General features: G+C 53.5%; 23 protein-coding genes, 1 tRNA gene, 3 rRNA genes and 1 other annotated feature. Of the genes, 17 read left to right on the top strand and 10 right to left on the bottom strand.

Annotated elements, in window-relative coordinates:
* Nucleotides 1-7 precede the first annotated feature (7 nt).
* From rimM to NB069_RS16700, 5 genes are all read left to right on the top strand, one after another.
* Nucleotides 8-544 carry a ribosome maturation factor RimM gene (gene rimM, locus NB069_RS16720; RefSeq protein WP_434543591.1) on the top strand — a complete coding sequence of 179 codons (537 nt, stop codon included), beginning with the start codon at nucleotides 8-10 and terminating at the stop codon, nucleotides 542-544.
* 30 nt (nucleotides 545-574) lie between these two features.
* Nucleotides 575-1342 carry a tRNA (guanosine(37)-N1)-methyltransferase TrmD gene (gene trmD / locus NB069_RS16715; protein ID WP_250585342.1) on the top strand — a complete coding sequence of 256 codons (768 nt, stop codon included), beginning with the start codon at nucleotides 575-577 and terminating at the stop codon, nucleotides 1340-1342.
* A gap of 41 nt (nucleotides 1343-1383) precedes the next feature.
* A complete protein-coding gene (rplS, locus tag NB069_RS16710; protein WP_002914145.1) occupies nucleotides 1384-1731 on the top strand; it encodes a 50S ribosomal protein L19 in 348 nt (115 codons plus the stop codon).
* A 199-nt stretch (nucleotides 1732-1930) separates the two neighbouring features.
* On the top strand, nucleotides 1931-2248 hold the full coding sequence (locus NB069_RS16705; protein ID WP_250589535.1) for a DUF2946 domain-containing protein: 318 nt from the start codon (nucleotides 1931-1933) through the stop codon (nucleotides 2246-2248).
* A gap of 63 nt (nucleotides 2249-2311) precedes the next feature.
* Entirely contained in the window at nucleotides 2312-3679 is a 1368-nt protein-coding gene (locus tag NB069_RS16700; protein ID WP_250585340.1) for a PepSY-associated TM helix domain-containing protein, read from the top strand.
* Between the two features lie 4 nt (nucleotides 3680-3683).
* Here the strand turns inward: NB069_RS16700 and NB069_RS16695 are convergent, their stop codons facing one another.
* The 4 genes from NB069_RS16695 to NB069_RS16680 form a co-directional block, all read right to left on the bottom strand.
* Nucleotides 3684-4166: an OmpA family protein gene (locus NB069_RS16695; protein WP_250585339.1), complete on the bottom strand. Its 483-nt coding sequence runs from the start codon at nucleotides 4164-4166 to the stop codon at nucleotides 3684-3686.
* Nucleotides 4167-4179: 13 nt separating this feature from the next.
* Nucleotides 4180-5400 (bottom strand): diguanylate cyclase DgcN, encoded by a 1221-nt coding sequence (dgcN, locus tag NB069_RS16690; protein ID WP_250585337.1) that lies wholly within the window; start codon nucleotides 5398-5400, stop codon nucleotides 4180-4182.
* Nucleotides 5393-5878, bottom strand: coding sequence for a YfiR family protein (locus NB069_RS16685; RefSeq protein ID WP_250589534.1), 486 nt, complete (start codon nucleotides 5876-5878; stop codon nucleotides 5393-5395). The genes dgcN and NB069_RS16685 overlap by 8 nt, the downstream gene beginning before the upstream one ends.
* A 198-nt stretch (nucleotides 5879-6076) precedes the next feature.
* On the bottom strand, nucleotides 6077-6451 hold the full coding sequence (locus tag NB069_RS16680; protein ID WP_250585335.1) for a DUF2799 domain-containing protein: 375 nt from the start codon (nucleotides 6449-6451) through the stop codon (nucleotides 6077-6079).
* Nucleotides 6452-6665: 214 nt separating this feature from the next.
* Here NB069_RS16680 and aroF point away from each other — a divergent pair, with 214 nt between their 5' ends.
* From aroF to NB069_RS16665, 3 genes are read left to right on the top strand one after another with little or no spacing between them, the layout of a single operon-like run.
* The gene (aroF, locus tag NB069_RS16675) at nucleotides 6666-7736 is read left to right on the top strand and encodes a 3-deoxy-7-phosphoheptulonate synthase AroF (protein WP_250585333.1); all 1071 of its coding nucleotides are present in this window, start codon (nucleotides 6666-6668) and stop codon (nucleotides 7734-7736) included.
* 10 nt (nucleotides 7737-7746) lie between these two features.
* Nucleotides 7747-8868: a bifunctional chorismate mutase/prephenate dehydrogenase gene (gene tyrA, locus NB069_RS16670; RefSeq protein ID WP_250585331.1), complete on the top strand. Its 1122-nt coding sequence runs from the start codon at nucleotides 7747-7749 to the stop codon at nucleotides 8866-8868.
* A gap of 60 nt (nucleotides 8869-8928) precedes the next feature.
* Nucleotides 8929-9801, top strand: coding sequence for an SMP-30/gluconolactonase/LRE family protein (locus tag NB069_RS16665; protein ID WP_250585329.1), 873 nt, complete (start codon nucleotides 8929-8931; stop codon nucleotides 9799-9801).
* On the opposite strand, the gene pheA is transcribed toward NB069_RS16665, so the two are convergent.
* The 4 genes from pheA to bamD all read right to left on the bottom strand — a co-directional run bounded on the left by pheA (nucleotide 9798) and on the right by bamD (nucleotide 12567).
* Entirely contained in the window at nucleotides 9798-10958 is a 1161-nt protein-coding gene (gene pheA, locus NB069_RS16660) for a bifunctional chorismate mutase/prephenate dehydratase (RefSeq protein ID WP_250585327.1), read from the bottom strand. The two genes, NB069_RS16665 and pheA, sit on opposite strands and share 4 nt — an antisense overlap.
* A 29-nt stretch (nucleotides 10959-10987) precedes the next feature.
* Nucleotides 10988-11113: a sequence feature (Phe leader region), on the bottom strand.
* Entirely contained in the window at nucleotides 11065-11112 is a 48-nt protein-coding gene (locus NB069_RS16655) for a hypothetical protein (protein WP_193767862.1), read from the bottom strand. Its footprint overlaps the feature before it by 48 nt.
* Nucleotides 11114-11216: 103 nt before the next feature.
* On the bottom strand, nucleotides 11217-11558 hold the full coding sequence (gene raiA / locus NB069_RS16650) for a ribosome-associated translation inhibitor RaiA (protein WP_250585325.1): 342 nt from the start codon (nucleotides 11556-11558) through the stop codon (nucleotides 11217-11219).
* A 271-nt stretch (nucleotides 11559-11829) separates the two neighbouring features.
* A complete protein-coding gene (bamD, locus tag NB069_RS16645; protein ID WP_250585323.1) occupies nucleotides 11830-12567 on the bottom strand; it encodes an outer membrane protein assembly factor BamD in 738 nt (245 codons plus the stop codon).
* A 130-nt stretch (nucleotides 12568-12697) separates the two neighbouring features.
* On the opposite strand from bamD, the gene rluD reads away from it, so the two are divergent.
* The 9 genes from rluD (at nucleotide 12698) to NB069_RS16600 (ending at nucleotide 24584) form a co-directional block, all read left to right on the top strand.
* A complete protein-coding gene (rluD, locus tag NB069_RS16640) occupies nucleotides 12698-13678 on the top strand; it encodes a 23S rRNA pseudouridine(1911/1915/1917) synthase RluD (protein WP_250585321.1) in 981 nt (326 codons plus the stop codon).
* On the top strand, nucleotides 13675-14406 hold the full coding sequence (gene yfiH / locus NB069_RS16635) for a purine nucleoside phosphorylase YfiH (RefSeq protein ID WP_250585319.1): 732 nt from the start codon (nucleotides 13675-13677) through the stop codon (nucleotides 14404-14406). Before rluD ends, yfiH begins: the two co-directional genes overlap by 4 nt.
* A gap of 129 nt (nucleotides 14407-14535) precedes the next feature.
* Nucleotides 14536-17109 carry an ATP-dependent chaperone ClpB gene (gene clpB, locus NB069_RS16630; protein WP_250585317.1) on the top strand — a complete coding sequence of 858 codons (2574 nt, stop codon included), beginning with the start codon at nucleotides 14536-14538 and terminating at the stop codon, nucleotides 17107-17109.
* A gap of 432 nt (nucleotides 17110-17541) precedes the next feature.
* A 16S ribosomal RNA gene (locus tag NB069_RS16625) occupies nucleotides 17542-19081 on the top strand.
* A gap of 87 nt (nucleotides 19082-19168) precedes the next feature.
* Nucleotides 19169-19243, top strand: a tRNA-Glu gene (locus tag NB069_RS16620).
* A 220-nt stretch (nucleotides 19244-19463) separates the two neighbouring features.
* A 23S ribosomal RNA gene (locus NB069_RS16615) occupies nucleotides 19464-22368 on the top strand.
* Between the two features lie 66 nt (nucleotides 22369-22434).
* Nucleotides 22435-22550: ribosomal RNA gene (gene rrf / locus NB069_RS16610) — 5S ribosomal RNA — on the top strand.
* The 16S, 23S and 5S rRNA genes sit together here with 1 tRNA gene alongside, the layout of an rRNA operon.
* Before the next feature lie 118 nt (nucleotides 22551-22668).
* The gene (locus tag NB069_RS16605; RefSeq protein WP_250585315.1) at nucleotides 22669-23124 is read left to right on the top strand and encodes a DUF4385 domain-containing protein; all 456 of its coding nucleotides are present in this window, start codon (nucleotides 22669-22671) and stop codon (nucleotides 23122-23124) included.
* 152 nt (nucleotides 23125-23276) lie between these two features.
* Entirely contained in the window at nucleotides 23277-24584 is a 1308-nt protein-coding gene (locus NB069_RS16600) for an MFS transporter (protein WP_250585313.1), read from the top strand.
* On the opposite strand, the gene NB069_RS16595 is transcribed toward NB069_RS16600, so the two are convergent.
* Nucleotides 24581-24904 carry a YfiM family lipoprotein gene (locus NB069_RS16595; RefSeq protein WP_250585311.1) on the bottom strand — a complete coding sequence of 108 codons (324 nt, stop codon included), beginning with the start codon at nucleotides 24902-24904 and terminating at the stop codon, nucleotides 24581-24583. The genes NB069_RS16600 and NB069_RS16595 overlap by 4 nt on opposite strands.
* A 42-nt stretch (nucleotides 24905-24946) precedes the next feature.
* Nucleotides 24947-26302, bottom strand: coding sequence for a CDP-diacylglycerol--serine O-phosphatidyltransferase (gene pssA / locus NB069_RS16590; RefSeq protein ID WP_250585309.1), 1356 nt, complete (start codon nucleotides 26300-26302; stop codon nucleotides 24947-24949).
* Between the last annotated feature and the right edge of the window lie 37 nt (nucleotides 26303-26339).

Here is a 26339-nt window from a genome sequence, read left to right as displayed (position 1 = left end):
GGTGGTCATGATGAGCAAAAAAGCACCTGTTGAACCGATTGTATTGGGCAAAATGGGTTCTTGCTACGGTATCCGTGGTTGGCTCAGAGTGTTTTCCTCCACCGAAGACGCCGAAAGCATTTTTGACTATCAGCCCTGGTTTATCCAGAAGGCGGGTCAGTGGCAAGAAGTCGAGCTGGAAAGCTGGCGTCACCACAATCAGGACATCGTTATCAAGCTGAAAGGCGTTGACGATCGCGATGCCGCGAATGCACTGACGAATTGTGAAATTGTCGTGGATTCGTCGCAGCTGCCTGAGCTGGATGAGGGTTACTACTGGAAAGACCTTATTGGTTGTCAGGTAGTCACCACTGAAGGTTACGGTCTGGGTAAAGTCATCGATATGATGGAAACCGGATCGAATGACGTTCTCGTCATTAAGGCAAACCTGAAAGATGCGTTTGGCATCAAGGAGCGGCTGGTTCCGTTCCTCGATGGGCAGGTTATCAAGAAAGTCGATCTCGCTACTCGTACTATCGAAGTAGACTGGGATCCTGGTTTTTAAATTCTCCTGAAAACGGTAAAAGACGGCGCTATGTGGATTGGCATTATTAGCCTGTTTCCTGAAATGTTCCGCGCGATTACTGATTACGGGGTAACTGGCCGGGCAGTAAAAAATGGCCTGCTGAGCATCGAAAGCTGGAGTCCACGTGACTTCACGCATGACCGGCACCGTACCGTGGACGATCGTCCTTACGGCGGCGGACCGGGGATGCTCATGATGGTTCAACCCTTACGGGATGCCATCGCAGCAGCAAAAGCCGCGGCAGGTGAAGGCGCAAAGGTGATTTATCTGTCACCTCAGGGACGCAAGCTTGATCAAGCGGGCGTCAGCGAACTGGCAACGAATCAGAAACTGATTCTGGTGTGTGGTCGCTACGAAGGGATAGATGAGCGCGTAATTCAAACCGAGATTGACGAAGAATGGTCTATCGGCGATTACGTTCTCAGCGGTGGTGAGTTACCGGCAATGACGCTGATTGACTCGGTTTCCCGGTTCATTCCGGGGGTTCTGGGCCATGAAGCTTCAGCAACAGAAGACTCTTTTGCTGATGGATTGCTGGACTGTCCACACTATACCCGTCCTGAAGTGTTAGAAGGGATGGACGTACCGCCGGTATTACTGTCGGGAAACCATGCTGAGATTCGTCGCTGGCGTCTGAAACAGTCGCTGGGCCGTACCTGGCTTAGAAGACCTGAACTTCTGGAAAACCTGGCTCTGACTGAAGAGCAAGCAAAGTTGCTGGCCGAGTTCAAAACTGAACATGCGCACCAGCAGCAGAAACATGATGGGATGGCCTGAGGCCCCCGAATATCAGTTTACCCAGGATAAGAGATTAAATTATGAGCAACATTATTAAGCAACTTGAACAAGAGCAGATGAAGCAGGACGTACCTTCCTTCCGTCCGGGTGATACCGTGGAAGTGAAAGTATGGGTTGTTGAAGGTTCCAAAAAACGTCTGCAGGCATTTGAGGGCGTGGTTATCGCTATCCGTAACCGCGGTCTGCACTCTGCATTCACTGTTCGTAAAATTTCCAACGGCGAAGGCGTTGAGCGTGTCTTCCAGACTCACTCTCCGGTAGTTGACAGCATTGCTGTTAAACGTCGTGGTGCTGTACGTAAAGCTAAACTGTACTACCTGCGTGAGCGTACTGGTAAGTCTGCTCGTATTAAAGAGCGTCTGAACTAAGATTCGCTTAAGCGACATCCTGTAAAAAGGGCTGGCCGAAAGGCCGGCCCTTTTTTTATCTCTTTGGGCCGCGCGCGTTAACTTCTTAGTCATAAATCGTTTACAATGCCCCTGCGTTAACGGAGGGTAAGTGACGACTAAACGGCATCAGGCAACATGGCAACGTATCGCGACAGGTCTCGCGTTATTTGCGATCCTGATGATCGTCTTTGCCCCGCTGGTCTCTGTCTCGTTGCAAAAGGATCCCATGAGCGCGATGCCCGGCATGCATCATGAGATGAGTATGATGACAGAGCACCATACCCCTCCCGAAAGCATGCCGGTCGATCATGCCGAAGCCTGTGGCTACTGCGTGCTGCTGGCTCATGTTCCTGGGGTGATGCTGGCACTGGTGATGCTGCTGTGTGCAGTATTACTCAGACAGCGACTGACGCCACCGCGTCCCGCCGTCCGCCACTGGCATTTCTTTCCCTGGCTCTGCCCCGATACCCGCGCCCCGCCGCACCTGTCTGCTTAATCCACATAAAAAAACGTACACCCCGGTGTATCGATAACTTTTTGCCTGAAAAAAAGGGAAAGCATGACTACCTGCACTTCGCGCGCAGCATGGGGCAACCTGCTGCGTCGTCTTCACTTCTATATTGGTCTGTTTGTCGGGCCCTTTATCTTTATCGCTGCGCTCTCCGGAACGCTGTATGTCGCCACGCCGCAGCTGGAAAACGCGCTATATCATCACGCCCTGTTCAGCGAGACGCAGGGGACAGCGCGCCCGCTTGCGGAGCAGATCGCTGTGGCGGAAAAGGTGACCGGCGGAGAGTTACGCCTGCATGCGGTTCGTCCGGGGCTGGCCGACGGAGAAACCACCCGGGTGATGTATGCCGACCCGATGCTGAAGGCCTCGGAGAACCGGGCCATCTTTATCGATCCGGTCAGTCTTGAGGTGCGGGGAGATATGACCGTCTACGGCACCAGCGGTATTTTGCCGTTCCGCCAGAAAATCGATTATCTGCATCAGTCACTAATGCTGGGCGACACAGGGCGTCTCTACAGCGAACTGGCCGCATCCTGGATGTGGATTGCCGCGCTGGGCGGGATTGCGCTGTGGTTTTATACCCGGCCAAAACGGCGCATCAATAACCGCTTTCAGAACCGCCGTCGCCTGCACGTCACCCTCGGCTGGTGTTTGCTGCTGGGCATGCTGCTGTTCTCGGCGACCGGCCTGACCTGGTCCCAGTGGGCGGGGGGGAACGTAGATAAGCTGCGGGCAGAGATGAACTGGCTCACACCGCAGGTGAAAACGCAGCTGCAGGGGCCGGCGGAAATCGCCGATCCGCATGCGGAGCATCATGGTCATCACATGTCGATGCCCATGCCGCAGATGAAGCCCGATCCGGCGCTTTACGACGGCGTGCTGCAGGCGGCCAAAGCGGCGGGGATCAACGCTACGAAGCTGGAGATCCGCCCGGCAAAGAGTGAGTCGACGGCGTGGACGGTGACGGAGATCGATCGTCGCTGGCCGACGCAGGTTGATGCGGTGGCCGTTGACCCCGCGACCCTGGCAGTCATCGATCGCACCCGTTTTGCGGATTACCCGCTGATGGCCAAACTGACCCGCTGGGGGGTGGATTTCCATATGGGCGTGCTGTTTGGTCTGCCAAACCAGCTGGTGTTGGCAGCCTTTGGCGTCGCGCTGTGCGTGATGATTGTATGGGGATACCGGATGTGGTGGATGCGCAGGCCCCGCCAGACGGCAACCGATCCCGCCCAGACCCTGTGTCAGAGCTGGCTGGCGTTGCCGCTGTGGGGGCGTTTCGTCACTGTCGTTATCGCCGTTTTACTGGGGCTGGCGATGCCGGTCATGGGATGCAGCCTCGTGCTGTTTATCGTCATTGACTGGCTGCGCTGGCGGGGGGCATCAGGATTAGCCCTGGCCGAAACGCCAGAGTAATCACTCAGGGCGTGCTGATGACCACCGCAACGCGGCGGTTTTCGGCACGTCCCTGGGCGGTTTTGTTGTCCGCAACGGGGTACTGCTTACCTAAGCCCTGTGTCGTCAGGTTGCTGCGCGGAATAGCCGCCCCCTGGGCCCAGGCATCGGCAACCACATTGGCCCGCTTCAGGGAGAGATCTTTGTTGTAGCTCTCTTCGCCGTAGTTGTCCGTATGCCCGTCCATCCGCGCATGCGTCAGGCCAGTGGCTGCAAGACGCGATGCCATACTTTTGATCTGCTGTTCGCTTTCCGGGCGCAGTTGATACTCGTTTTTACCAAACAGGATCTTCGCCGAGAGCCCAAGTGACCAGTCGCCGTTAGTCTCGTTAAAGCCGTAGGATTTCATGGCGGCGATCTGCTCAGCGGTAAATTTGCCCTGTGGCGCCTGGCATCCCGCCAGCAGCATTGATGCCATCAACAGCGGTGTGGCGTATCGCCTTAACATAATATGTTCCCTTCTATGCAGTGTTTTTAGAACGCTGATGCTTCACCAGATACATATTCCGGTCGGCTTGATCCAGTAAGCTTTCAACGGAGTGGTGCTCCCAGCTCAGCGCGAAGCCAATGCTGAATGACATTCTGGTGCTGAGACCGTTTTGCAGGTCATATGACGGGCTGAACTGTTGCGTCAGCGCGGCGCAGAGGCGCAGAACCTCGTGTTCCGAATGGATGTCAGACAGAATAATGGCAAACTCATCTCCGCCCAGGCGATAGGGCTGATGACGCTCGCCGCTAAACTCGACCATGCGGCGGGCCACTTCAATCAGTACACTGTCTCCGGCAGCGTGCCCCCAGGTATCGTTAATCAGCTTAAAGTCATCGCCATCCAGGAAGAGCAGGGCGGAGTGGGTTCGCGCTGAGGAGTCATTCATCAGCGCGGTAATACTGGTACGGAAAGCCGCCCGGTTCGCCAGGCCGGTAAGCGGGTCATGCATGGCAGTGCGCAGCAGCTGGGCATTTTTTGCCTGAAGCTTTAGCTGCCACTCCTCCATTTCATCCAGCAGACTGTTGAAGTCCTGACCAAAACGGTGAAATTCTTCAATGCGCTCCTCGGATACCCGGCGGGAGAAGTTACGGTTTGACCGGACGTCGTGCACCACCTCGGTTATGTTCTGCAGGGCAGTGACAACGCCGTTATGCAGGGTACGGGTAATAATTAACGCCACCATGGCGGCAAAGAGGATGCAGCCGGTTAACACCGCCAGGGAGGTCCAGAGGAAGTGGCTGATCAGGCTGTCACGCGCGGTAAGATGTAACTCACCAATCGGCAGGTTGTTATGCCAGACGCGCTGTCGGATGGGCTGAGGGAATAACCACTGGCTGACCAGTTTACTGAGGGGATCGGCCCGATCGTTCGGCCCCATCGACCATGTGGCAAAAGGATGATCGTAGCGGTCCAGCAGTACCGCAGAAGAAAACTGCCCCTGTTTGCCAAGAGTGGCCAGCGCTTCATTGGCGGCGGTTGTATCATTGAACACCAGCGTCGCCTCCAGACTACGACTTACCGTGGCGCTGGTTAATTCCAGGTTTCGTTGTGCGTACTGTTTCAGTGATACCACCGAAGCGATACACAATAATAACCAGACAAGCGTCATCGTAATGAGGACGCTAATTATACTGATGCGCCTCAGGGTCCTTTTGAACGTCAGACGAGGCGCTGATGTAAATTCCTTATTCATCCTTCGTATTCCGGGCAAGCATTAACACATCAGGATTGACTCTGACTCCGCTGCGCGACAGCACATCCAGATTTACGGAAAATCTGACCCGTGTATTATCAATTATCAGGCAAAAAGCACTGCCAATTACGCATTGCGAATTTTGCTCCGCAATTAACAGTAACGGCCTGGCATTAAACGCAGTGCTTAATTCAAGCTGGGCGCTCGGGGACTCACTGCCAAAATAGAGCGCGTTGCAACCTGCTCCCAGGGCTTCCTGATCGCTATGAATAATCACGGGAATGTAGGGCAGCGCGTCCGGACCTTGAACACTGAGCGCCTCAATGTGGCTGGAAGAGGAAAAAATGCACAGGGTTGGCTGACCCGAGAGGCTAGGCCAGCGGGTATAACTGACGATCCCGGAGACAATTGAACGTACCGATTTATCCGTTCTGGATAATGTTCCGCCAATAGCGTGTTCGCAGGATAATAACAGCATCAGCACCAGGGCTACCCGGCACCAGGAAATGAGAAAAAAGTTACCCACCAGAATCCGCCATACCACTCTGGAAATATTTGCCCTTAAGTTTCGGCGTAAGAATACCATTTTTTACGCGGGCAGTCATTACGCCGGAATTGTGGTCGGTGACTTAAGTAAAATCTGAGGTTTTATTTTTCCCGGCGTATCTGAAGGGGATTAATTTAAACGGCTGGCTTTTGTTCCTTCATCCATTCCCTGCTGCCAGGCGGTACGGAGTTGAGTGGCGTTATCCGCGGTATCACAGCTGGCGGGGAATATTTTCCCTGCTAATCCCCAGGCGTAAACGAAATTTTCCTGACATATTTTCTCCTGCCCCTCTTTATATCCTTTGAGATAGGCCGGGCGGTCCACCTTAGGGTCGTTAAAATTAGCGGCAAGTGATTCACTGGATTTAACGGCCACGCCGCCCAGGGCATCTTCTTTTCCGGCATCATACCAGTCGGTGCCCGTCCAGTCAGGCTGATGGGTATAAGGATCAATCTGGCAGGCGGTAAGCAGCAGACCCAGAAGCGAGATAACGATCGGACGCATACAACATTCTCCTTTTTTCATTGAGCATAGCCTGGCGTTAAGAATGCGGGATGTAATTTTTACGTTACAGTTTAATCGAATGTTTTTTGCATTAAATCGCGTGTTGTAAAGTATTATTTACGTATTTTGGATTGAAATCTTTACTTGTTATGGTATCGTTGGGCTTCCTCAGTGAGGAAACCACTATCGCAAACGAGCTTCCAGGATCGCAATCATGCAAAAAGACGCGCTGAATAACGTACATATTACTGATGAACATGTTCTGATCACTCCGGATCAACTGAAGGCGGAGTTCCCGCTGAGCGTTGAGCAAGAGGCGCAAATTGCGCACTCCCGCCAGACCATTTCCGACATTATTGCCGGGCGCGATCCGCGTCTGCTGGTGGTATGTGGTCCGTGCTCTATTCATGATCCCGAAGCAGCCATCGAATATGCGCATCGTTTTAAAGCCCTGGCCGAGGAGGTCAGCGATAGCCTCTACCTGGTCATGCGCGTCTATTTTGAAAAACCCCGTACCACCGTCGGCTGGAAAGGGTTAATTAACGATCCTCACATGGATGGCTCGTTTGATGTGGAAGCCGGTCTGAAAATTGCGCGTAATCTTCTGGTGGAGCTGGTGAACATGGGGCTGCCGCTGGCAACCGAAGCGCTGGATCCAAACAGTCCGCAATACCTGGGCGACCTGTTTAGCTGGTCAGCAATCGGCGCGCGTACCACGGAATCCCAGACGCACCGTGAAATGGCATCGGGCCTCTCTATGCCGGTCGGTTTCAAAAACGGTACCGATGGCAGCCTGGCGACAGCCATTAACGCGATGCGTGCCGCTGCCATGCCGCACCGTTTTGTCGGCATCAACCAGGCAGGCCAGGTTTGCCTGCTGCAGACCCAGGGCAACCCGGATGGACACGTTATCCTGCGCGGCGGTAAGGCACCTAACTACAGCCCGGCAGATGTCGCTCAGTGTGAAAAAGAGATGGAACAGGCAGGACTGCGCCCGGCGCTGATGGTAGATTGCAGTCATGGTAATTCCAACAAAGATTACCGTCGTCAGCCTGCGGTGGCGGAATCCGTCGTCGCGCAGATTAAAGATGGCAACCGTTCGATCATTGGCCTGATGATTGAGAGCAACATCCATGAGGGCAATCAGTCATCTGAGCAGCCACGCAGCGCCATGAAGCACGGGGTATCCGTAACGGATGCCTGCATCAGCTGGGAAACCACCGATGCGCTGCTGCGTGAGATCCACAAAGATTTGAACGGCCAGCTGGCGACGCGTCTGGCTTAAGAGGTTAGTTATGGTTGCTGAATTGACCGCCCTGCGCGATCAAATTGACGAGGTAGATAAGGCGCTGCTGGATTTGCTGGCGCGTCGTATGGCGCTGGTCGCCGAGGTAGGTGAAGTCAAAAGTAAATACGGCTTGCCGATTTATGTGCCAGAGCGTGAGGCCTCGATGCTGGCTTCACGCCGTAAAGAGGCCCAGGCGCTGGGGGTCTCACCGGATCTGATTGAGGATGTACTGCGCCGCGTGATGCGCGAGTCGTACTCCAGCGAAAACGACAAGGGATTTAAAACCCTTTGTCCAACGCTGCGTCCTGTGGTCATTGTTGGCGGCGGCGGACAGATGGGGCGTCTGTTCGAGAAGATGCTGACGCTTTCTGGCTATCAGGTGCGCATTCTTGAAAAAGATGACTGGTCCCAGGCGCAGGCGATGGTAGCCGATGCGGGTATGGTGATTGTCAGCGTACCGATTCACGTTACGGAAGAGATTATTGCCAGCCTGCCGCCGCTGCCGGAAGACTGCATTCTGGTTGACCTGGCTTCGGTAAAAAATGGTCCACTGCAGGCGATGCTGGCCGCACATAATGGCCCGGTACTGGGTCTGCACCCGATGTTCGGCCCGGACAGCGGCAGCCTGGCGAAGCAGGTTGTGGTCTACTGCGATGGGCGTCAGCCGGAAGCCTACCAGTGGTTCCTGGAGCAGATTCAGGTATGGGGCGCGCGACTGCACCGTATCAGCGCCGTCGAGCATGATCAGAACATGGCCTTTATCCAGGCGCTGCGTCACTTCGCGACCTTCGCCTATGGCCTGCATCTGGCGGAAGAGAACGTGCAGCTTGAGCAACTGCTGTCGCTGTCGTCTCCGATTTATCGCCTCGAACTGGCGATGGTCGGGCGGCTGTTTGCCCAGGATCCCCAGCTGTACGCGGATATCATTATGTCCTCGGGCAACAACCTGGCGCTGATTAAACGTTACTACCAGCGTTTTGGCGAGGCGATCACCCTGCTGGAGCAGGGCGATAAGCAGGCCTTTATCGACAGTTTCCGTAAGGTCGAGCACTGGTTTGGCGATTACGCCCAGCGCTTCCAGAGCGAAAGCCGCATTCTGCTGCGGCAGGCGAATGACAGTCGCCAGTAATCCGATGATGTATATACTGAAAGCCAGCACTGCTGGCTTTTTTCATTTTGGGGATTTGTCATGGCTGAACCACACGTTCTGTTTGATTACACGGGGCATCTACCGGAATGCCCGACCTGGAGCGAAGCAGAAAACGCGCTCTACTGGGCGGACATCCTGGAAGGCGAGATCCACCGCTATCATTTGCCGACAGGTGAACACCGCGTTTTATCTTTCCACGAAGAGGTGGGCTGTTTTGCCTTACGTGAAGGAGGGGGCTTCATTGTCGCCATGCGCAACGCCATCTGGCTGACGGACAAGCACGGGCTGCTGCAGCGAAAAGTGTGCGATAACCCGTCGAACCCGCAGCTGGCGCGCTTTAATGACGGGGGAACCGATCACTTTGGCCGCTTCTACGCGGGCACGTTCTGGGCGCCGGGCGATTACAACGGCGCTTTGCTGATGCGTATCGATAATGACCTGACACCGGAGGTTATTCAGTGTGATATCCACGGTCATAACGGCCTGGCATTCAGCGATGACCGCCGCTGGATGTACACCTCTGACACGCCCAACGCGGTGATCTACCGTACCCCGCTGGACGAGCAGGGCGAACCGGGTAAACGGGAAGTCTTTCGTCGGTTCCAGCCGGGAGAGGGCATACCGGACGGCGCGGCGGTGGATGTGGAGGGCTGTTACTGGAGTGCGCTGTTCGATGGCTGGCGCATCGCACGCTTTTCACCGCGGGGGGAGCAACTGGAAGAGTACCGTTTGCCAGTGCGCTACCCGACGATGGTCTGTTTTGGTGGTGAGGATATGCAGACGCTGTTTATCACCACCACCCGTGAGAATATGGAGCCGCAGGAAGTGGCGGAATATCCTCTTTCCGGCGCCATTTTCACCCTGCCCGTCAGCGTGGCAGGGGTAAAAAAGGGGCCGTTTATTACGCGTTAAGCCGGATCGACCGGCACGACGTTTTCGCTCGGATAGCAGCCAAGCACTTTCATTGAACGGGTAATGTCACCCAGTTCACGCAGGGCTTTCTGCAGGGATGCAGATTCCAGGTTGGCCTGAATATCGAGATAGAACATCTCTTCCCATGGGTTGCCATGAATCGGGCGAGATTCCAGTTTGGTCATAATCAGATTGTGATTACGCAGTACCAGCAGGGCCTCAACCAGCGCACCCGCCTGCTGGCCCGTTGCCATCAGGAGGGTAGTTTTCGCCGGCACCTGATCGGAAACGTTGATTGCTTTACGCGCCAGGACGATGAAACGGGTGATGTTCTGCGTCTGGTTCGCCAGGTTACGTTCCAGCACCTGTAAGCCATACAGCGCCCCACCCGCTTCGCTGCCCAGCGCGGCAACGGCTGGAGAATTGGCCTGCGCGACCTTTTCCATTGCTGCCGAGGTGCTCTCGGTATACTCAATTTTCCAGCCTGGATAGCGGTTCAGGAACTGGCTGCACTGCTGGAAGGGCTGAGGATGACTGTAGACCGTCTCGATTTTATCGAGGTCGGTGGTGCCGGAGACCAGTACGCAGTGGTCGATGGGGATCGTCAGTTCGCCGACCAGCGACAGGGTGGTGTGCTGAAGCAAATCGTAAACGTCGTTGATCGCCCCGGAGCTGGTGTTCTCAATCGGTACGACGGCGTAATCCGCCTGACCGGTTTCTACCTGATTGAAAATATCAGCGAACTTCGCGCAGCCGCTCTCAATAAACTCTTCGAAATGACGGGCAGCATACTGACGTGCGGCGAGGTGGGAATAGGAACCTTTTGGCCCCAGGAAGGCAATACGCGCCGAGTGAGGATTGGTTTTATTCAGATGCTGCTGCAGCAACGCCTGCTGTGTCAGGACGGAATCTTCGATAATCAACTGGAACAGGCGGGTGATATAGTGCGCATCCAGATGGTGCGTCTTACCGAGGTTAATCAGGCGTTCCAGCAGGTCGCGCTCTCGATCGATGTCACGTACCGGACGATGTGATGCCAGCTTCGCTTTACCAACCTCGACGGCAAGCGCCCGGCGTTCAGCCAGTAGCGAAAGCAATTTTTCATCCAGTGAGCTGATCTTATCTCGCAGATCCAGTAACGGGTTTTCCGATGTCATAGCGTTGCCTTTGTCATTTATCGTTATCAATAAAAAAGGCCCCCCGGTGTGGGAGGCCTTGTTGTTCGTCTTCGCATTCTTTATCACACGACGAAACGCCTCCCAATCAGGGGAAGGTAAAAAAGAATGCGAAGAAGAACGGCTTAACGGTCATGGATGATTCCTTAAGAAGACAGACTTAAAGTACCTGCACTGTTTTCACCCTGTCAATAAAAAACGCGCCCGAAGGCGCGTTGGCGATAGACTCAATGTAAGGGATTACTCATCTTCAACTTCTTCTGCGAAGCTGGCGTCTTTCACCGATGTTGTGGCGCGACGGGCTTCACCTTTGTGTTGCACTTTATTGAGCTGCCGTTCCAGCTTGTTAATCAATTCGTTGATGGCGGTGTACATATCTTCATGTTTCGCGCTGGCGACCAGATGGCCGTTTGGAGTATTGATAGTTGCGTCAGCGATGAAACCCTGTGGCTCCTTAGAGAGGATGATATGCGGGTTAATCAGGTGTGTTTGCCATTTATCCAGTTTGGCGAGACGGTCTGCGACGTGCTGGCGGATTGCCGGAGTAATTTCCATTTGTTTACTGGTAATGTTCATTGTCATAAATTTTACCTCTTGTCTTTCCCGTCTTGGTGATTCCAGCATACCGTTCTTAATGTCAATTTGTGTGATGTGGATCACATTTTAATGTCACTTTTTGTCAACGGATTCTTTTTGTGAGGCAGGACAGGAAGAGATAAGATTTACCTTGTCGAAGTAAGAAATAGCGGCCATAGTTGATAGGATTCGTGCGGGCTAAACCGCTTCAGCTTAGTGCGAAAACGGATAAAAAAACGGCAGCCCGGGGGCTGCCGTTTTGCATCTTACGAAAGGATCAGGAGCTGCTGCTGTTAGCGGCAATGATTTTCGCCACTTTTTCTGCCTGGGATGTCATCTGCAGCTGGCGATAGGCGTTTTCCATCAGCTTCAGACCATCACGCGTTGCCTGGGTATCCGGATAATCACGCAGCATGCCTTCAACACGGTTCACGACGGCAACGTATGCGCCACGGCGGGTATAGTATTCCGCCACAGAGTATTCGTACTTCGCCAGACGGTCTTTCAGGAACACCAGACGCTTGCTGGCATCCGTTACGTACTGACTGTTCGGGTAGCCGCGGACCAGCTTAGAGAAGTCATTGAACGCATCGCGTGCGTGCTGAGGGTCACGGTCGGAACGATCGACGCCGAAGAAGCCCTGCAGCGCACTGTCGTCCAGTGCCATGTTGGTCAGGCCGCGCATGTACATTACGTAGTCGATATTCGGATGGGTCGGATTCAGACGCATGAAGCGATCAATCGTCGCCTGGGCCAGTGGCAGATCGGCATTTTTATAGTAGGCGTAGATCAGATCCAACTGTACCTGCTGGGAATACGGGCCAAATGGATAGCGATTATCCAGCGCTTCCAGTTGCGTTATCGCCTGTTTCCAGTTACCGTCCTGCAGCTTTTGCTGAGCAGTCGCATAGATTTCATTCGGCGGATTGTCAGGGACCTGTTCATTCGAACCGGAGCAGCCTACCAAAGCCAGGCTCAACGTGGCCGCTGCCACCAGATATTTCATGCGCGTCATGACGTTTTGACTTTCCTCAAATGTTTGTCCGGGAGAATCTCTTTCCTGCTCCCGATTAAGACCAGCTACAATAGCACACTATATTAAACGGCAAAGCCGTAAAACCCAACGTTAAACGAAGAAGCAGTCTATGGCACAACGAGTAGAACTCACCGCAACAGTCTCCGAAAAACAGCTCGGACAACGCTTAGATCAGGCTTTGGCCGAAATGTTCCCTGATTATTCGCGTTCACGCATAAAAGAATGGATCCTTGACCAGCGCGTGCTGGTAAACGGCAAGATCTGGGACAAGCCAAAAGAGAAAGTGTTGGGTGGGGAAGTGGTCGCCATCAATGCTGACATCGAAGAAGAAGTCCGTTTTGAACCTCAGGATATCCCGCTGAATATCGTCTATGAAGATGACGACATCCTGGTCATCAACAAGCCACGCGATTTTGTTGTCCACCCTGGTGCAGGCAATCCTGATGGCACGGTGCTGAATGCGCTGCTGCACTACTATCCGCCTATCGCTGACGTACCGCGTGCGGGGATCGTTCACCGCCTGGATAAAGACACTACCGGCCTGATGGTCGTGGCGAAGACCATTCCGGCGCAGACGCGTCTGGTGGAGTCCCTGCAGCTGCGTGAAATCACCCGTGAGTACGAAGCGGTGGCCATTGGCCATATGACCTCGGGCGGCACGGTTGAGCAGCCTATCAGCCGCCATCCGACCAAGCGTACCCATATGTCTGTCCATCCCATGGGTAAACCGGCAGTCACGCACTACCGCATCATGGAGCATTTCCGGATCCATACGCGCCTGCGTCTGCGTCTGGAAACGGGCCGTACTCACCAGATCCGTGTTCATATGTCGCATATCACCCATCCGCTGGTGGGCGATCAGCTTTACGGTGGCCGTCCGCGTCCGCCGAAAGGCGCATCTGAAGCCTTCATCGCCATGCTGCGTAAATTCGATCGTCAGGCTCTGCACGCCACAATGCTGCGTCTCTATCATCCGATCACCGGAATCGAGATGGAGTGGCACGCGCCAATCCCACAGGATATGGTGGAACTCATCGACGCCATGCGTGCCGATTTTGAAGAACATAAGGATGACGTGGACTGGTTATGACCAAACTGATTGTCCCGGAGTGGCCAGCGCCAGAGGGCGTGGCGGCCTGCAGTTCAACCCGCATCGGGGGCGTGAGTAAGGGAGCCTGGGAATCATTAAACCTGGGGGCTCACTGCGGCGATAACCTCGATCATGTCGAAGAGAATCGTAAGCGGTTGTTTGCGGCAGGCCAGTTGCCTTCTAAGCCGGTCTGGCTGGAACAGGTACATGGTACCGCTGTGCTCCGCCTCACCGGAGAGCCGTACGCTTCGAAACGTGCGGATGCCTCTTACAGCAATACTCCGGGCACAGTGTGTGCCGTCATGACCGCCGACTGCCTGCCGGTGCTTTTCTGCAACCGTGCGGGCACCGAAGTAGCCGCCGCGCATGCTGGCTGGCGCGGATTATGCGCTGGCGTGCTGGAAGAGACTGTTGCCTGCTTTGCTGACAGTGCGGATAACATCATCGCCTGGCTTGGCCCGGCCATTGGGCCACAAGCCTTTGAGGTGGGCCCGGAAGTGCGCGAAGCCTTTATGGCGCACGATCCGCAGGCGGAAAACGCTTTTTGCCCGGCGGGAGATAAATATATGGCGGACATTTATCAGCTTGCCCGCCAGCGCCTTACAAATCTTGGGATCAGCCAGGTCTATGGCGGCGATCGCTGCACCGTTACTGAAAAAGATGATTTCTTTTCCTGGCGCCGCGACAAGACGACAGGACGTATGGCAAGTTTCATTTGGCTGATATAACCTATAGAATCAAGACGATCCGGCACGCGCCGTTTTCTTTTCGCATAATTCAGGTCATTCACCTTGAATAATTGAGGGATGACCTCATTTAATCTCCAGTAGCAATTTTGACCTGTTATGGGAGGAGTTATGCGTCTGGATCGTCTTACTAATAAATTCCAGCTTGCTCTCGCCGATGCCCAGTCTCTCGCACTGGGGCACGACAATCAGTTTATCGAACCACTTCATTTAATGAGCGCCTTGCTGAATCAGGAAGGGGGATCGGTACGTCCTTTACTGACATCTGCCGGCATTAATGCGGGGCAGTTACGTACAGCTATCGATCAGGCTCTGAGCCGTTTACCGCAGGTAGAAGGTACAGGCGGAGATGTGCAGCCGTCTCAGGATCTGGTCCGCGTGCTGAATCTTTGCGACAAACTTGCGCAGAAACGCGGCGACAACTTTATTTCGTCAGAACTTTTTATTCTGGCGGCGCTTGAATCACGTGGCACGCTGACCGACCTGCTGAAAACGGCTGGCGCAACCACCGCTAACGTGACCCAGGCGATTGCCCAGATGCGCGGAGGTGAGAGCGTGAACGATCAGGGTGCCGAAGACCAGCGTCAGGCATTGAAAAAATATACCGTTGACCTGACTGAGCGTGCCGAGCAGGGCAAGCTTGACCCGGTCATTGGCCGTGACGAAGAGATCCGCCGCACGATTCAGGTTCTGCAGCGTCGCACCAAAAATAACCCGGTACTTATTGGTGAACCGGGCGTCGGTAAAACCGCCATCGTTGAAGGGCTGGCCCAGCGTATCGTCAATGGTGAAGTTCCCGAGGGTTTAAAAGGTCGCCGTGTACTCGCGCTGGATATGGGCGCGCTGGTGGCGGGGGCTAAATACCGGGGTGAATTTGAAGAACGCCTGAAAGGCGTGCTCAACGATCTGGCGAAACAGGAAGGCAATGTCATCCTGTTCATCGATGAACTGCATACGATGGTTGGGGCAGGTAAAGCCGACGGCGCCATGGATGCCGGGAACATGCTGAAACCGGCGCTCGCACGTGGTGAGCTGCACTGCGTCGGGGCTACCACGCTTGATGAATATCGTCAGTACATCGAAAAGGATGCCGCTCTTGAACGTCGCTTCCAGAAAGTGTTTGTTGCTGAGCCTTCAGTGGAAGATACCATCGCGATCCTCCGTGGCCTGAAAGAACGCTATGAGCTGCACCACCATGTGCAGATCACCGACCCGGCCATCGTGGCGGCTGCAACCTTGTCGCATCGTTATATTGCCGATCGACAGTTGCCTGACAAAGCAATCGACCTTATCGATGAAGCGGCTTCCAGTATTCGTATGCAGATTGACTCCAAGCCGGAAGAGCTGGACCGACTCGATCGCCGAATCATTCAGCTCAAGCTAGAGCAGCAGGCGCTGAAGAAAGAGTCTGATGAAGCGAGTAAAAAGCGCCTGGATATGCTTAATGAAGAGCTGGGCGATAAAGAGCGTCAGTATTCGGTGTTAGAGGAAGAGTGGAAAGCTGAGAAAGCCTCTCTTTCCGGTACCCAGACCATTAAAGCCGAGCTGGAGCAGGCGAAGATCGCTATCGAGCAGGCTCGTCGCATGGGCGACCTGGCGCAAATGTCCGAATTGCAGTACGGCAAAATTCCGGAACTGGAAAAACAGCTGGCTGCAGCAACCCAGGCTGAAGGCAAAACCATGCGTCTGTTACGTAATAAAGTGACGGATGCGGAAATTGCTGAAGTACTGGCGCGCTGGACCGGGATCCCGGTAGCCAGAATGATGGAGAGCGAGCGCGACAAATTACTGCGTATGGAGGAAGACCTTCATCATCGCGTGATTGGCCAGGATGAAGCGGTTGAAGCCGTGTCGAATGCTATTCGCCGTAGCCGCGCTGGTTTGTCGGATCCTAACCGTCCGATTGGCTCCTTCCTGTTCCTCGGGCCGACCGGTGTGGGTAAAACGGAGCTCTGTAAGGCGCTGGCGAACTTTATGTTCGACAGTGATGATGCGATGGTGCGTATCGACATGTCCGAGTTTATGGAAAAACACTCCGTGTCGCGTCTCGTGGGTGCACCTCCGGGATATGTCGGTTATGAAGAGGGTGGGTACCTGACAGAAGCGGTTCGCCGTCGCCCTTACTCGGTCATCCTGCTGGACGAAGTTGAAAAGGCCCATCCGGATGTTTTCAATATTCTGTTGCAGGTGCTGGATGACGGCCGCCTGACGGACGGGCAGGGCAGAACGGTCGATTTCCGTAACACAGTGGTTATTATGACCTCGAACCTGGGTTCCGATCTGATTCAGGAACGCTTCGGGGAACTGGATTACGGTCATATGAAGGATCTGGTGCTGGGCGTGGTTAGCCACAGCTTCCGTCCTGAGTTCATCAACCGTATCGATGAAGTGGTGGTCTTCCATCCGTTGGGTGAAAAACACATTGCTTCTATTGCGCGTATTCAACTGCAACGTTTGTATAAACGCCTGGAAGAGCGTGGATATGAACTGCAGATTGCGGATGATGCGCTGCAACTTCTTAGCGCAAATGGATACGATCCGGTTTACGGGGCGCGCCCTTTAAAACGCGCCATTCAACAGCAGATAGAGAACCCGTTGGCGCAGCAAATCCTGTCCGGGAAGCTGTTACCGGGCAAAACAATTCAACTGGTGAAGAAAGACGATCAGATTGTGGCAGTGCAGTAAGTCACAAAACGGCAAAAACGAGCCCCTTGGGGCTCGTTTTTGTTTAAAAACCAGGCAAAAATGGTGGTCCGGATACGGATTTGCCTGGAAAGTGAGCGGTTGAAAAATAATTTTCACTTTGCACTTGCCAGTCGGGAATAACTGCCTATAATGCGCCTCCATTGACACGGAACAACGGCAAACAAGCCGCCGGGTCAGCAGAGAAAAGCGTGAAATAATCGCTTGACTCTGAAAGAGGAAAGCGTAATATACGCCACCTCGCAACGGTGAGCGAAAGCCGCGTTGCACTGCTCTTTAACAATTTATCAGACAATCTGTGTGGGCACTCAAAGTGACATGGATTCTTAATGTCTTCGGACAATAAATGAATACCAAGTCTCTGAGTGAACATACGTAATTCATTACGAAGTTTAATTCACGAGCATCAAACTTAAATTGAAGAGTTTGATCATGGCTCAGATTGAACGCTGGCGGCAGGCCTAACACATGCAAGTCGAACGGTAGCACAGAGAGCTTGCTCTCGGGTGACGAGTGGCGGACGGGTGAGTAATGTCTGGGAAACTGCCTGATGGAGGGGGATAACTACTGGAAACGGTAGCTAATACCGCATAACGTCGCAAGACCAAAGAGGGGGACCTTCGGGCCTCTTGCCATCAGATGTGCCCAGATGGGATTAGCTAGTAGGTGGGGTAACGGCTCACCTAGGCGACGATCCCTAGCTGGTCTGAGAGGATGACCAGCCACACTGGAACTGAGACACGGTCCAGACTCCTACGGGAGGCAGCAGTGGGGAATATTGCACAATGGGCGCAAGCCTGATGCAGCCATGCCGCGTGTATGAAGAAGGCCTTCGGGTTGTAAAGTACTTTCAGCGAGGAGGAAGGCATTGTGGTTAATAACCACAGTGATTGACGTTACTCGCAGAAGAAGCACCGGCTAACTCCGTGCCAGCAGCCGCGGTAATACGGAGGGTGCAAGCGTTAATCGGAATTACTGGGCGTAAAGCGCACGCAGGCGGTCTGTCAAGTCGGATGTGAAATCCCCGGGCTCAACCTGGGAACTGCATTCGAAACTGGCAGGCTAGAGTCTTGTAGAGGGGGGTAGAATTCCAGGTGTAGCGGTGAAATGCGTAGAGATCTGGAGGAATACCGGTGGCGAAGGCGGCCCCCTGGACAAAGACTGACGCTCAGGTGCGAAAGCGTGGGGAGCAAACAGGATTAGATACCCTGGTAGTCCACGCCGTAAACGATGTCGACTTGGAGGCTGTGCCCTTGAGGCGTGGCTTCCGGAGCTAACGCGTTAAGTCGACCGCCTGGGGAGTACGGCCGCAAGGTTAAAACTCAAATGAATTGACGGGGGCCCGCACAAGCGGTGGAGCATGTGGTTTAATTCGATGCAACGCGAAGAACCTTACCTACTCTTGACATCCAGAGAACTTTCCAGAGATGGATTGGTGCCTTCGGGAACTCTGAGACAGGTGCTGCATGGCTGTCGTCAGCTCGTGTTGTGAAATGTTGGGTTAAGTCCCGCAACGAGCGCAACCCTTATCCTTTGTTGCCAGCGGTTAGGCCGGGAACTCAAAGGAGACTGCCAGTGATAAACTGGAGGAAGGTGGGGATGACGTCAAGTCATCATGGCCCTTACGAGTAGGGCTACACACGTGCTACAATGGCGCATACAAAGAGAAGCGACCTCGCGAGAGCAAGCGGACCTCATAAAGTGCGTCGTAGTCCGGATTGGAGTCTGCAACTCGACTCCATGAAGTCGGAATCGCTAGTAATCGTAGATCAGAATGCTACGGTGAATACGTTCCCGGGCCTTGTACACACCGCCCGTCACACCATGGGAGTGGGTTGCAAAAGAAGTAGGTAGCTTAACCTTCGGGAGGGCGCTTACCACTTTGTGATTCATGACTGGGGTGAAGTCGTAACAAGGTAACCGTAGGGGAACCTGCGGTTGGATCACCTCCTTACCTTAAAGAACCTGCCTTTGTAGTGCTCACACAGATTGTCTGATGAACGTAAAGAAGCAAGACGGCTGCGAAGTCGTGACACTCCGTGTCCCCTTCGTCTAGCGGTTAGGACTCCGCCCTTTCACGGCGGCAACAGGGGTTCGAATCCCCTAGGGGACGCCACTTGCTGGGTGTGAGTGAAAGGCACAACCAATCAGTATCTCAAAACTGGCTTACGAGTCACGTTTGAGATATTTGCTCTTTAAAAATCTGGATCAAGCTGAAAATTGAAACGACACACCGTCTCTGTTCTCCGTAAACAAGAACAGAATCAGGTGTGTTCGAGTCTCTCAAATTTTCACAATCACGACGATGAATCGAAAGAGACATCTTCGGGTTGTGAGGTTAAGCGACTAAGCGTACACGGTGGATGCCCTGGCAGTCAGAGGCGATGAAGGACGTGCTAATCTGCGAAAAGCGCCGGCGAGGTGATATGAACCTTTGACCCGGCGATGTCCGAATGGGGAAACCCAGTGCAATCCGTTGCACTATCGTTAACTGAATACATAGGTTAACGAGGCGAACCGGGGGAACTGAAACATCTAAGTACCCCGAGGAAAAGAAATCAACCGAGATTCCCCCAGTAGCGGCGAGCGAACGGGGAGCAGCCCGGAGTCTGAATCAGCTTGTGTGTTAGTGGAACGGTCTGGAAAGTCCGACGGTACAGGGTGATAGTCCCGTACATGAAAGCACACTTGCTGTGAACTCGAAGAGTAGGGCGGGACACGTGGTATCCTGTCTGAATATGGGGGGACCATCCTCCAAGGCTAAATACTCCTGACTGACCGATAGTGAACCAGTACCGTGAGGGAAAGGCGAAAAGAACCCCGGCGAGGGGAGTGAAAAAGAACCTGAAACCGTGTACGTACAAGCAGTGGGAGCACCTTCGTGGTGTGACTGCGTACCTTTTGTATAATGGGTCAGCGACTTATATTCTGTAGCAAGGTTAACCGTATAGGGGAGCCGAAGGGAAACCGAGTCTTAACTGGGCGTTAAGTTGCAGGGTATAGACCCGAAACCCGGTGATCTAGCCATGGGCAGGTTGAAGGTTGGGTAACACTAACTGGAGGACCGAACCGACTAATGTTGAAAAATTAGCGGATGACTTGTGGCTGGGGGTGAAAGGCCAATCAAACCGGGAGATAGCTGGTTCTCCCCGAAAGCTATTTAGGTAGCGCCTCGTGAACTCATCTCCGGGGGTAGAGCACTGTTTCGGCTAGGGGGCCATCCCGGCTTACCAACCCGATGCAAACTGCGAATACCGGAGAATGTTATCACGGGAGACACACGGCGGGTGCTAACGTCCGTCGTGAAGAGGGAAACAACCCAGACCGCCAGCTAAGGTCCCAAAGTCATGGTTAAGTGGGAAACGATGTGGGAAGGCACAGACAGCCAGGATGTTGGCTTAGAAGCAGCCATCATTTAAAGAAAGCGTAATAGCTCACTGGTCGAGTCGGCCTGCGCGGAAGATGTAACGGGGCTAAACCATGCACCGAAGCTGCGGCAGCGACACTATGTGTTGTTGGGTAGGGGAGCGTTCTGTAAGCCGTTGAAGGTGAACTGTGAGGTTTGCTGGAGGTATCAGAAGTGCGAATGCTGACATAAGTAACGATAAAGCGGGTGAAAAGCCCGCTCGCCGGAAGACCAAGGGTTCCTGTCCAACGTTAATCGGGGCAGGGTGAGTCGACCCCTAAGGCGAGGCCGAAAGGCGTAGTCGATGGGAAACAGGTTAATATTCCTGTACTCGGTGTTACTGCGAAGGGGGGACGGAGAAGGCTATGTTGGCCGGGCGACGGTTGTCCCGGTTTAAGCATGTAGGCGGAGGTTCCAGGTAAATCCGGTACCTTTTTAACGCTGAGGTGTGATGACGAGGCACTACGGTGCTGAAGTAACAAATGCCCTGCTTCCAGGAAAAGCCTCTAAGCATCAGGTAACAACGAATCGTACCCCAAACCGACACAGGTGGTCAGGTAGAGAATACCAAGGCGCTTGAGAGAACTCGGGTGAAGGAACTAGGCAAAATGGTGCCGTAACTTCGGGAGAAGGCACGCTGATATGTAGGTGAAGCCCCTGCGGGTGGAGCTGAAATCAGTCGAAGATACCAGCTGGCTGCAACTGTTTATTAAAAACACAGCACTGTGCAAACACGAAAGTGGACGTATACGGTGTGACGCCTGCCCGGTGCCGGAAGGTTAATTGATGGGGTTAGCGGCAACGCGAAGCTCTTGATCGAAGCCCCGGTAAACGGCGGCCGTAACTATAACGGTCCTAAGGTAGCGAAATTCCTTGTCGGGTAAGTTCCGACCTGCACGAATGGCGTAATGATGGCCAGGCTGTCTCCACCCGAGACTCAGTGAAATTGAAATCGCTGTGAAGATGCAGTGTACCCGCGGCAAGACGGAAAGACCCCGTGAACCTTTACTATAGCTTGACACTGAACACTGGTCCTTGATGTGTAGGATAGGTGGGAGGCTTTGAAGCGTGGACGCCAGTCTGCGTGGAGCCATCCTTGAAATACCACCCTTTAATGGCTGGTGTTCTAACGTAGACCCGTTACCCGGGTTGCGGACAGTGTCTGGTGGGTAGTTTGACTGGGGCGGTCTCCTCCTAAAGAGTAACGGAGGAGCACGAAGGTTAGCTAATCCTGGTCGGACATCAGGAGGTTAGTGCAATGGCATAAGCTAGCTTGACTGCGAGAGTGACGGCTCGAGCAGGTGCGAAAGCAGGTCATAGTGATCCGGTGGTTCTGTATGGAAGGGCCATCGCTCAACGGATAAAAGGTACTCCGGGGATAACAGGCTGATACCGCCCAAGAGTTCATATCGACGGCGGTGTTTGGCACCTCGATGTCGGCTCATCACATCCTGGGGCTGAAGTAGGTCCCAAGGGTATGGCTGTTCGCCATTTAAAGTGGTACGCGAGCTGGGTTTAGAACGTCGTGAGACAGTTCGGTCCCTATCTGCCGTGGGCGCTGGAGAATTGAGGGGGGCTGCTCCTAGTACGAGAGGACCGGAGTGGACGCATCACTGGTGTTCGGGTTGTCATGCCAATGGCACTGCCCGGTAGCTAAATGCGGAAGAGATAAGTGCTGAAAGCATCTAAGCACGAAACTTGCCCCGAGATGAGTTCTCCCTGACCCTTTAAGGGTCCTGAAGGAACGTTGAAGACGACGACGTTGATAGGCCGGGTGTGTAAGCGCAGCGATGCGTTGAGCTAACCGGTACTAATGAACCGTGAGGCTTAACCTTACAACGCCGAAGCTGTTTCGGTGAGATTTGAGACGATTTTCAGCCTGATACAGATAACAGAATTTGCCTGGCGGCTGTAGCGCGGTGGTCCCACCTGACCCCATGCCGAACTCAGAAGTGAAACGCCGTAGCGCCGATGGTAGTGTGGGGCCTCCCCATGCGAGAGTAGGGAACTGCCAGGCATCAATTAAAGAAACCCCGTACCCTAAGGTGCGGGGTTTTTTGCTATGGCTGGTTGAGCAGGCAAAACCAACAATCTCTGGCTAAAATAACAAGATACGCATCGTCATCGAGGTTATTTTGCCGAATCCCCCATTTAACTACCAACAAGATTTCGCCAGTATTAACTTTCGTGACCACCCGGAGCGCTATCAGGTAGGGCGGGGAGAGCAAGGCGTTCTGCTGGTTGAACCTTATAAAAGCGAAATCCTGCCCCACTGGCGATATAAAAATGCAGAGGTTGCGACAAAATCTGCGCAAGAGATTTACGCGCTTTTTGAGCAATACCGCCAGCAAGACGATTTTGTCGGTATGGATATGGCCAGAAAATTTATCCAGATGGGATACACCCGCGCCAGACGCTACGCCAATCATAAAGGCGGAAAAAAGTACGATGACGAACGCAATGTACGTCCGTTAGATCACGATCCGGTGAAAGCCGAAGCGGCAAAAGTGTTTAAAGGGTGGTGGGATAAAATTCGTGCGAATGAAGATTATTTACAGAGAAAACAAGCGCATCAAAAAAAGTGGGGGTGATGATATGGCTATCGGTATCGCCTGTTTTATGATGCATCTCACAAAATTAAATGAAACATAATAGAAACAATTTTTTTACCTAACGTTAAATTTTAAATCTGGTTTTACTGGAGTGGGTGCAATGGCCCGAACTGTAAGACAGGGGATTTAAAATGACAGAAACCGTAGCAAGTACAGATACGGAGAGTAATAAAGGTGCAGACGGTGATACTCGCCGCAGGATTTGGGCAATCGTCGGCGCATCTTCAGGTAATCTGGTTGAATGGTTCGACTTTTACGTTTATTCGTTTTGCTCGCTCTATTTTGCCCATATCTTCTTCCCATCCGGCAACACCACTACGCAATTGCTGCAAACCGCAGGGGTTTTCGCCGCTGGTTTTCTGATGCGTCCGATTGGAGGCTGGCTGTTTGGCCGTATTGCCGATCGAAAAGGGCGAAAAACATCCATGCTGATTTCCGTCTGCATGATGTGTTTTGGCTCTTTGGTGATCGCCTGTCTGCCCGGCTATGAAACTATTGGCACATGGGCACCGGCCTTACTGCTGTTGGCGCGTTTGTTCCAGGGGCTCTCCGTTGGGGGAGAATACGGCACAAGCGCGACATATATGAGTGAAGTCGCAGTGGAAGGACGTAAAGGTTTTTATGCCTCCTTCCAGTACGTGACGCTGATAGGTGGTCAGCTGTTGGCAATCCTGGCCGTGGTGATCCTGCAACAGGTCTTAAGTGATGAAGATCTCCGGGCCTGGGGATGGCGTATTCCGTTTGCCCTCGGCGCAGTGCTGGCTGTCGTAGCGCTGTGGTTACGCCGTCAGTTGGAAGAAACGTCGCGAAAAGAGGTGAGAACGTTAAAAGAGGCGGGCTCATTTAAAGGTTTGTGGCGTAACAGAAAGGCATTTTTGATGGTGCTCGGCTTTACGGCCGGCGGTTCACTCACCTTCTACACCTTCACCACCTATATGCAGAAGTATCTGGTCAACACGACAGGTATGCACGCTAACGTGGCGAGTATGGTCATGACGGTCGCGCTTTTTGTTTTTATGCTCATTCAGCCGATTATCGGCGCACTGTCGGATAAAATTGGCCGTCGTAGCTCAATGCTGATTTTTGGAGGATTGTCGGCGTTGTGCACCGTGCCTATTCTCACCGCACTTCAGCATGTTTCGTCTCCTTACGCCGCTTTTGCCCTGGTGATGGTAGCGTTGATTATTGCCAGTTTTTATACCTCTATCAGCGGCATCCTTAAGGCAGAGATGTTTCCGGCTCAGGTACGTGCGCTGGGCGTTGGGTTATCATATGCGGTGGCTAACGCGCTCTTTGGCGGCTCGGCGGAATATGTCGCCCTGTCATTAAAATCGATGGGGAGTGAGACGATCTTTTTCTGGTACGTCACGCTGATGGGGGCGCTGGCATTTATTGTCTCTTTGATGCTGCACCGAAAAGGGAAAGGGGTGCGTCTCTAACGATCCGCCAGTTGCCAGAGGCTATAGCCAGTGGTTGCACCAGCGACATCCCAGGCAAAATCTTTCCAGCTCCAGCCGCTCCCCGCCGGGCGGCTGTCCCAGAGCTCCTTCGATGCTCCCAGACTTACCGAAAACATCAGGCCGTACGCAGCGCTACGATCGCGGCTATATCCCTGACGTTGAGCATATTCATTACCCGCAGCGGAAAGCATCGCCGAGGCAATAAAGTGTTGCGCTTTATCCTGACCAGACCAGCTATCCTGAGCCATATGGCTACATCCGCAAAGTACCAGACAGCTTGTTAGCAGGAAATAACGCACAACGACCTCCACAAAAAGCCCCGTCAATGACAGGGCTGAAGATTACAGAATGCGGCTAATCAACCGGTCGATTCGGATACGGCGTAAACGACGAATAAGCTTACGTACTTTCACCGGATAGTCAGCGATACTTTGCAGATCGCGATAATGGTTAACCACGGTGGTATGGGTGCGGATCAGTTCCAGCTCACGCTCCCGCGGAACGGCAAGCTCCTGGCGCGGATCGTGGATCAAAATGGCGTTTTCGAGATCCAGGCGCCAGGCGCGCGGATTGAGGTTGTTACCGGTCAGCAGCATCCATTCATCATCAACCCACATCCCTTTCAGGTGATAGCTGTTGTCTTCATCTTTCCACAGACGTACAACCAGCTGATCGGTATTCACATAGTACTGCAGACGGCTCAGGAAGCGGCGCAGGTTGATCTCATACAGATAAGGCAGGGCGCCGATGATCTTGAACGGCTGATCTTCCGGGATGAAGAAGTCATTGGCGGTTTTATCGCCAACGATAATTTCCACTTTCTTACCGTCGCGTAACAACTGAATGATATTACGCACCAGTACGGCTGGCAGATTGAAATACGGCGTGCAGATGGTCAGCTTATGCTCGGTGCAGGGCATAAGGTGGAAGATGGTTTTATTAAGCAGGCTGGATTTGCCCAGACCCACCAGCGGGGTCACCGCAAGCTGTTCATTATCTGCATCGCCCTGAAAATGGAACATGGCATCGCGCAGTTCCTGACGGAAAAGACGAATGTCATTTTTGATCTCCGGGCTTTTTGGGCGATTCGGATCGTCAAGACGATTCACGCCGCGGCCGTGCACCAGATTCTGATCCACCCACCCGAACATAACGTCAGCCATGCGGGCATTGCGCACCAGGTGATAACGATCGTAACGGTATTTATCCAGCTGATGCAGATAGACATCGTTCAGACTTGCGCCGCTATACAGCACGCTGTCATCGATGATAAAGCCTTTGAAATGGAGGACGCCGAGGGCTTCGCGGGTATTAACCGGGACACCGTAAACGGGCACCTCTACGCCTGGGTTTTCCTGCGCCATGCGGCAGTACCAGTCGGCATTGGTGTTGGACGCCGCCGCGCCAATACGGCCGCGCTGGGCGCGATGCCAGTCGACAAGAATGCGGACATCCAGTTCAGGGCGCTGACGTTTGGCCTCGTAAACGGCGCGTAAAACCGCGCTGCCACCCTCATCCTGTTCAAGGTAAAGAGCAATAATGCAAATACGATGCGTTGCGCTGGCAATTTTTTCCAGTAGCGTCTCCCGAAAGTCGGCGGGAGCATAAAAGAACTCTACATCATCAACTGACTGAGAAATCTTCGGTAGTTGAGCAAGGTGTTGTTGATGTTTATTACGCTTAAATTTTGACAACATCACAGTGCGTTTCTTCTCTGTTCATTGAAGGATTATC

The organism is Leclercia adecarboxylata, assembly GCF_023639785.1.
GTDB lineage: Bacteria > Pseudomonadota > Gammaproteobacteria > Enterobacterales > Enterobacteriaceae > Enterobacter > Enterobacter adecarboxylatus_D.
Note: the sequence above shows the minus strand (reverse complement) of the source record. Positions and strands in the feature narration are given on the sequence as shown.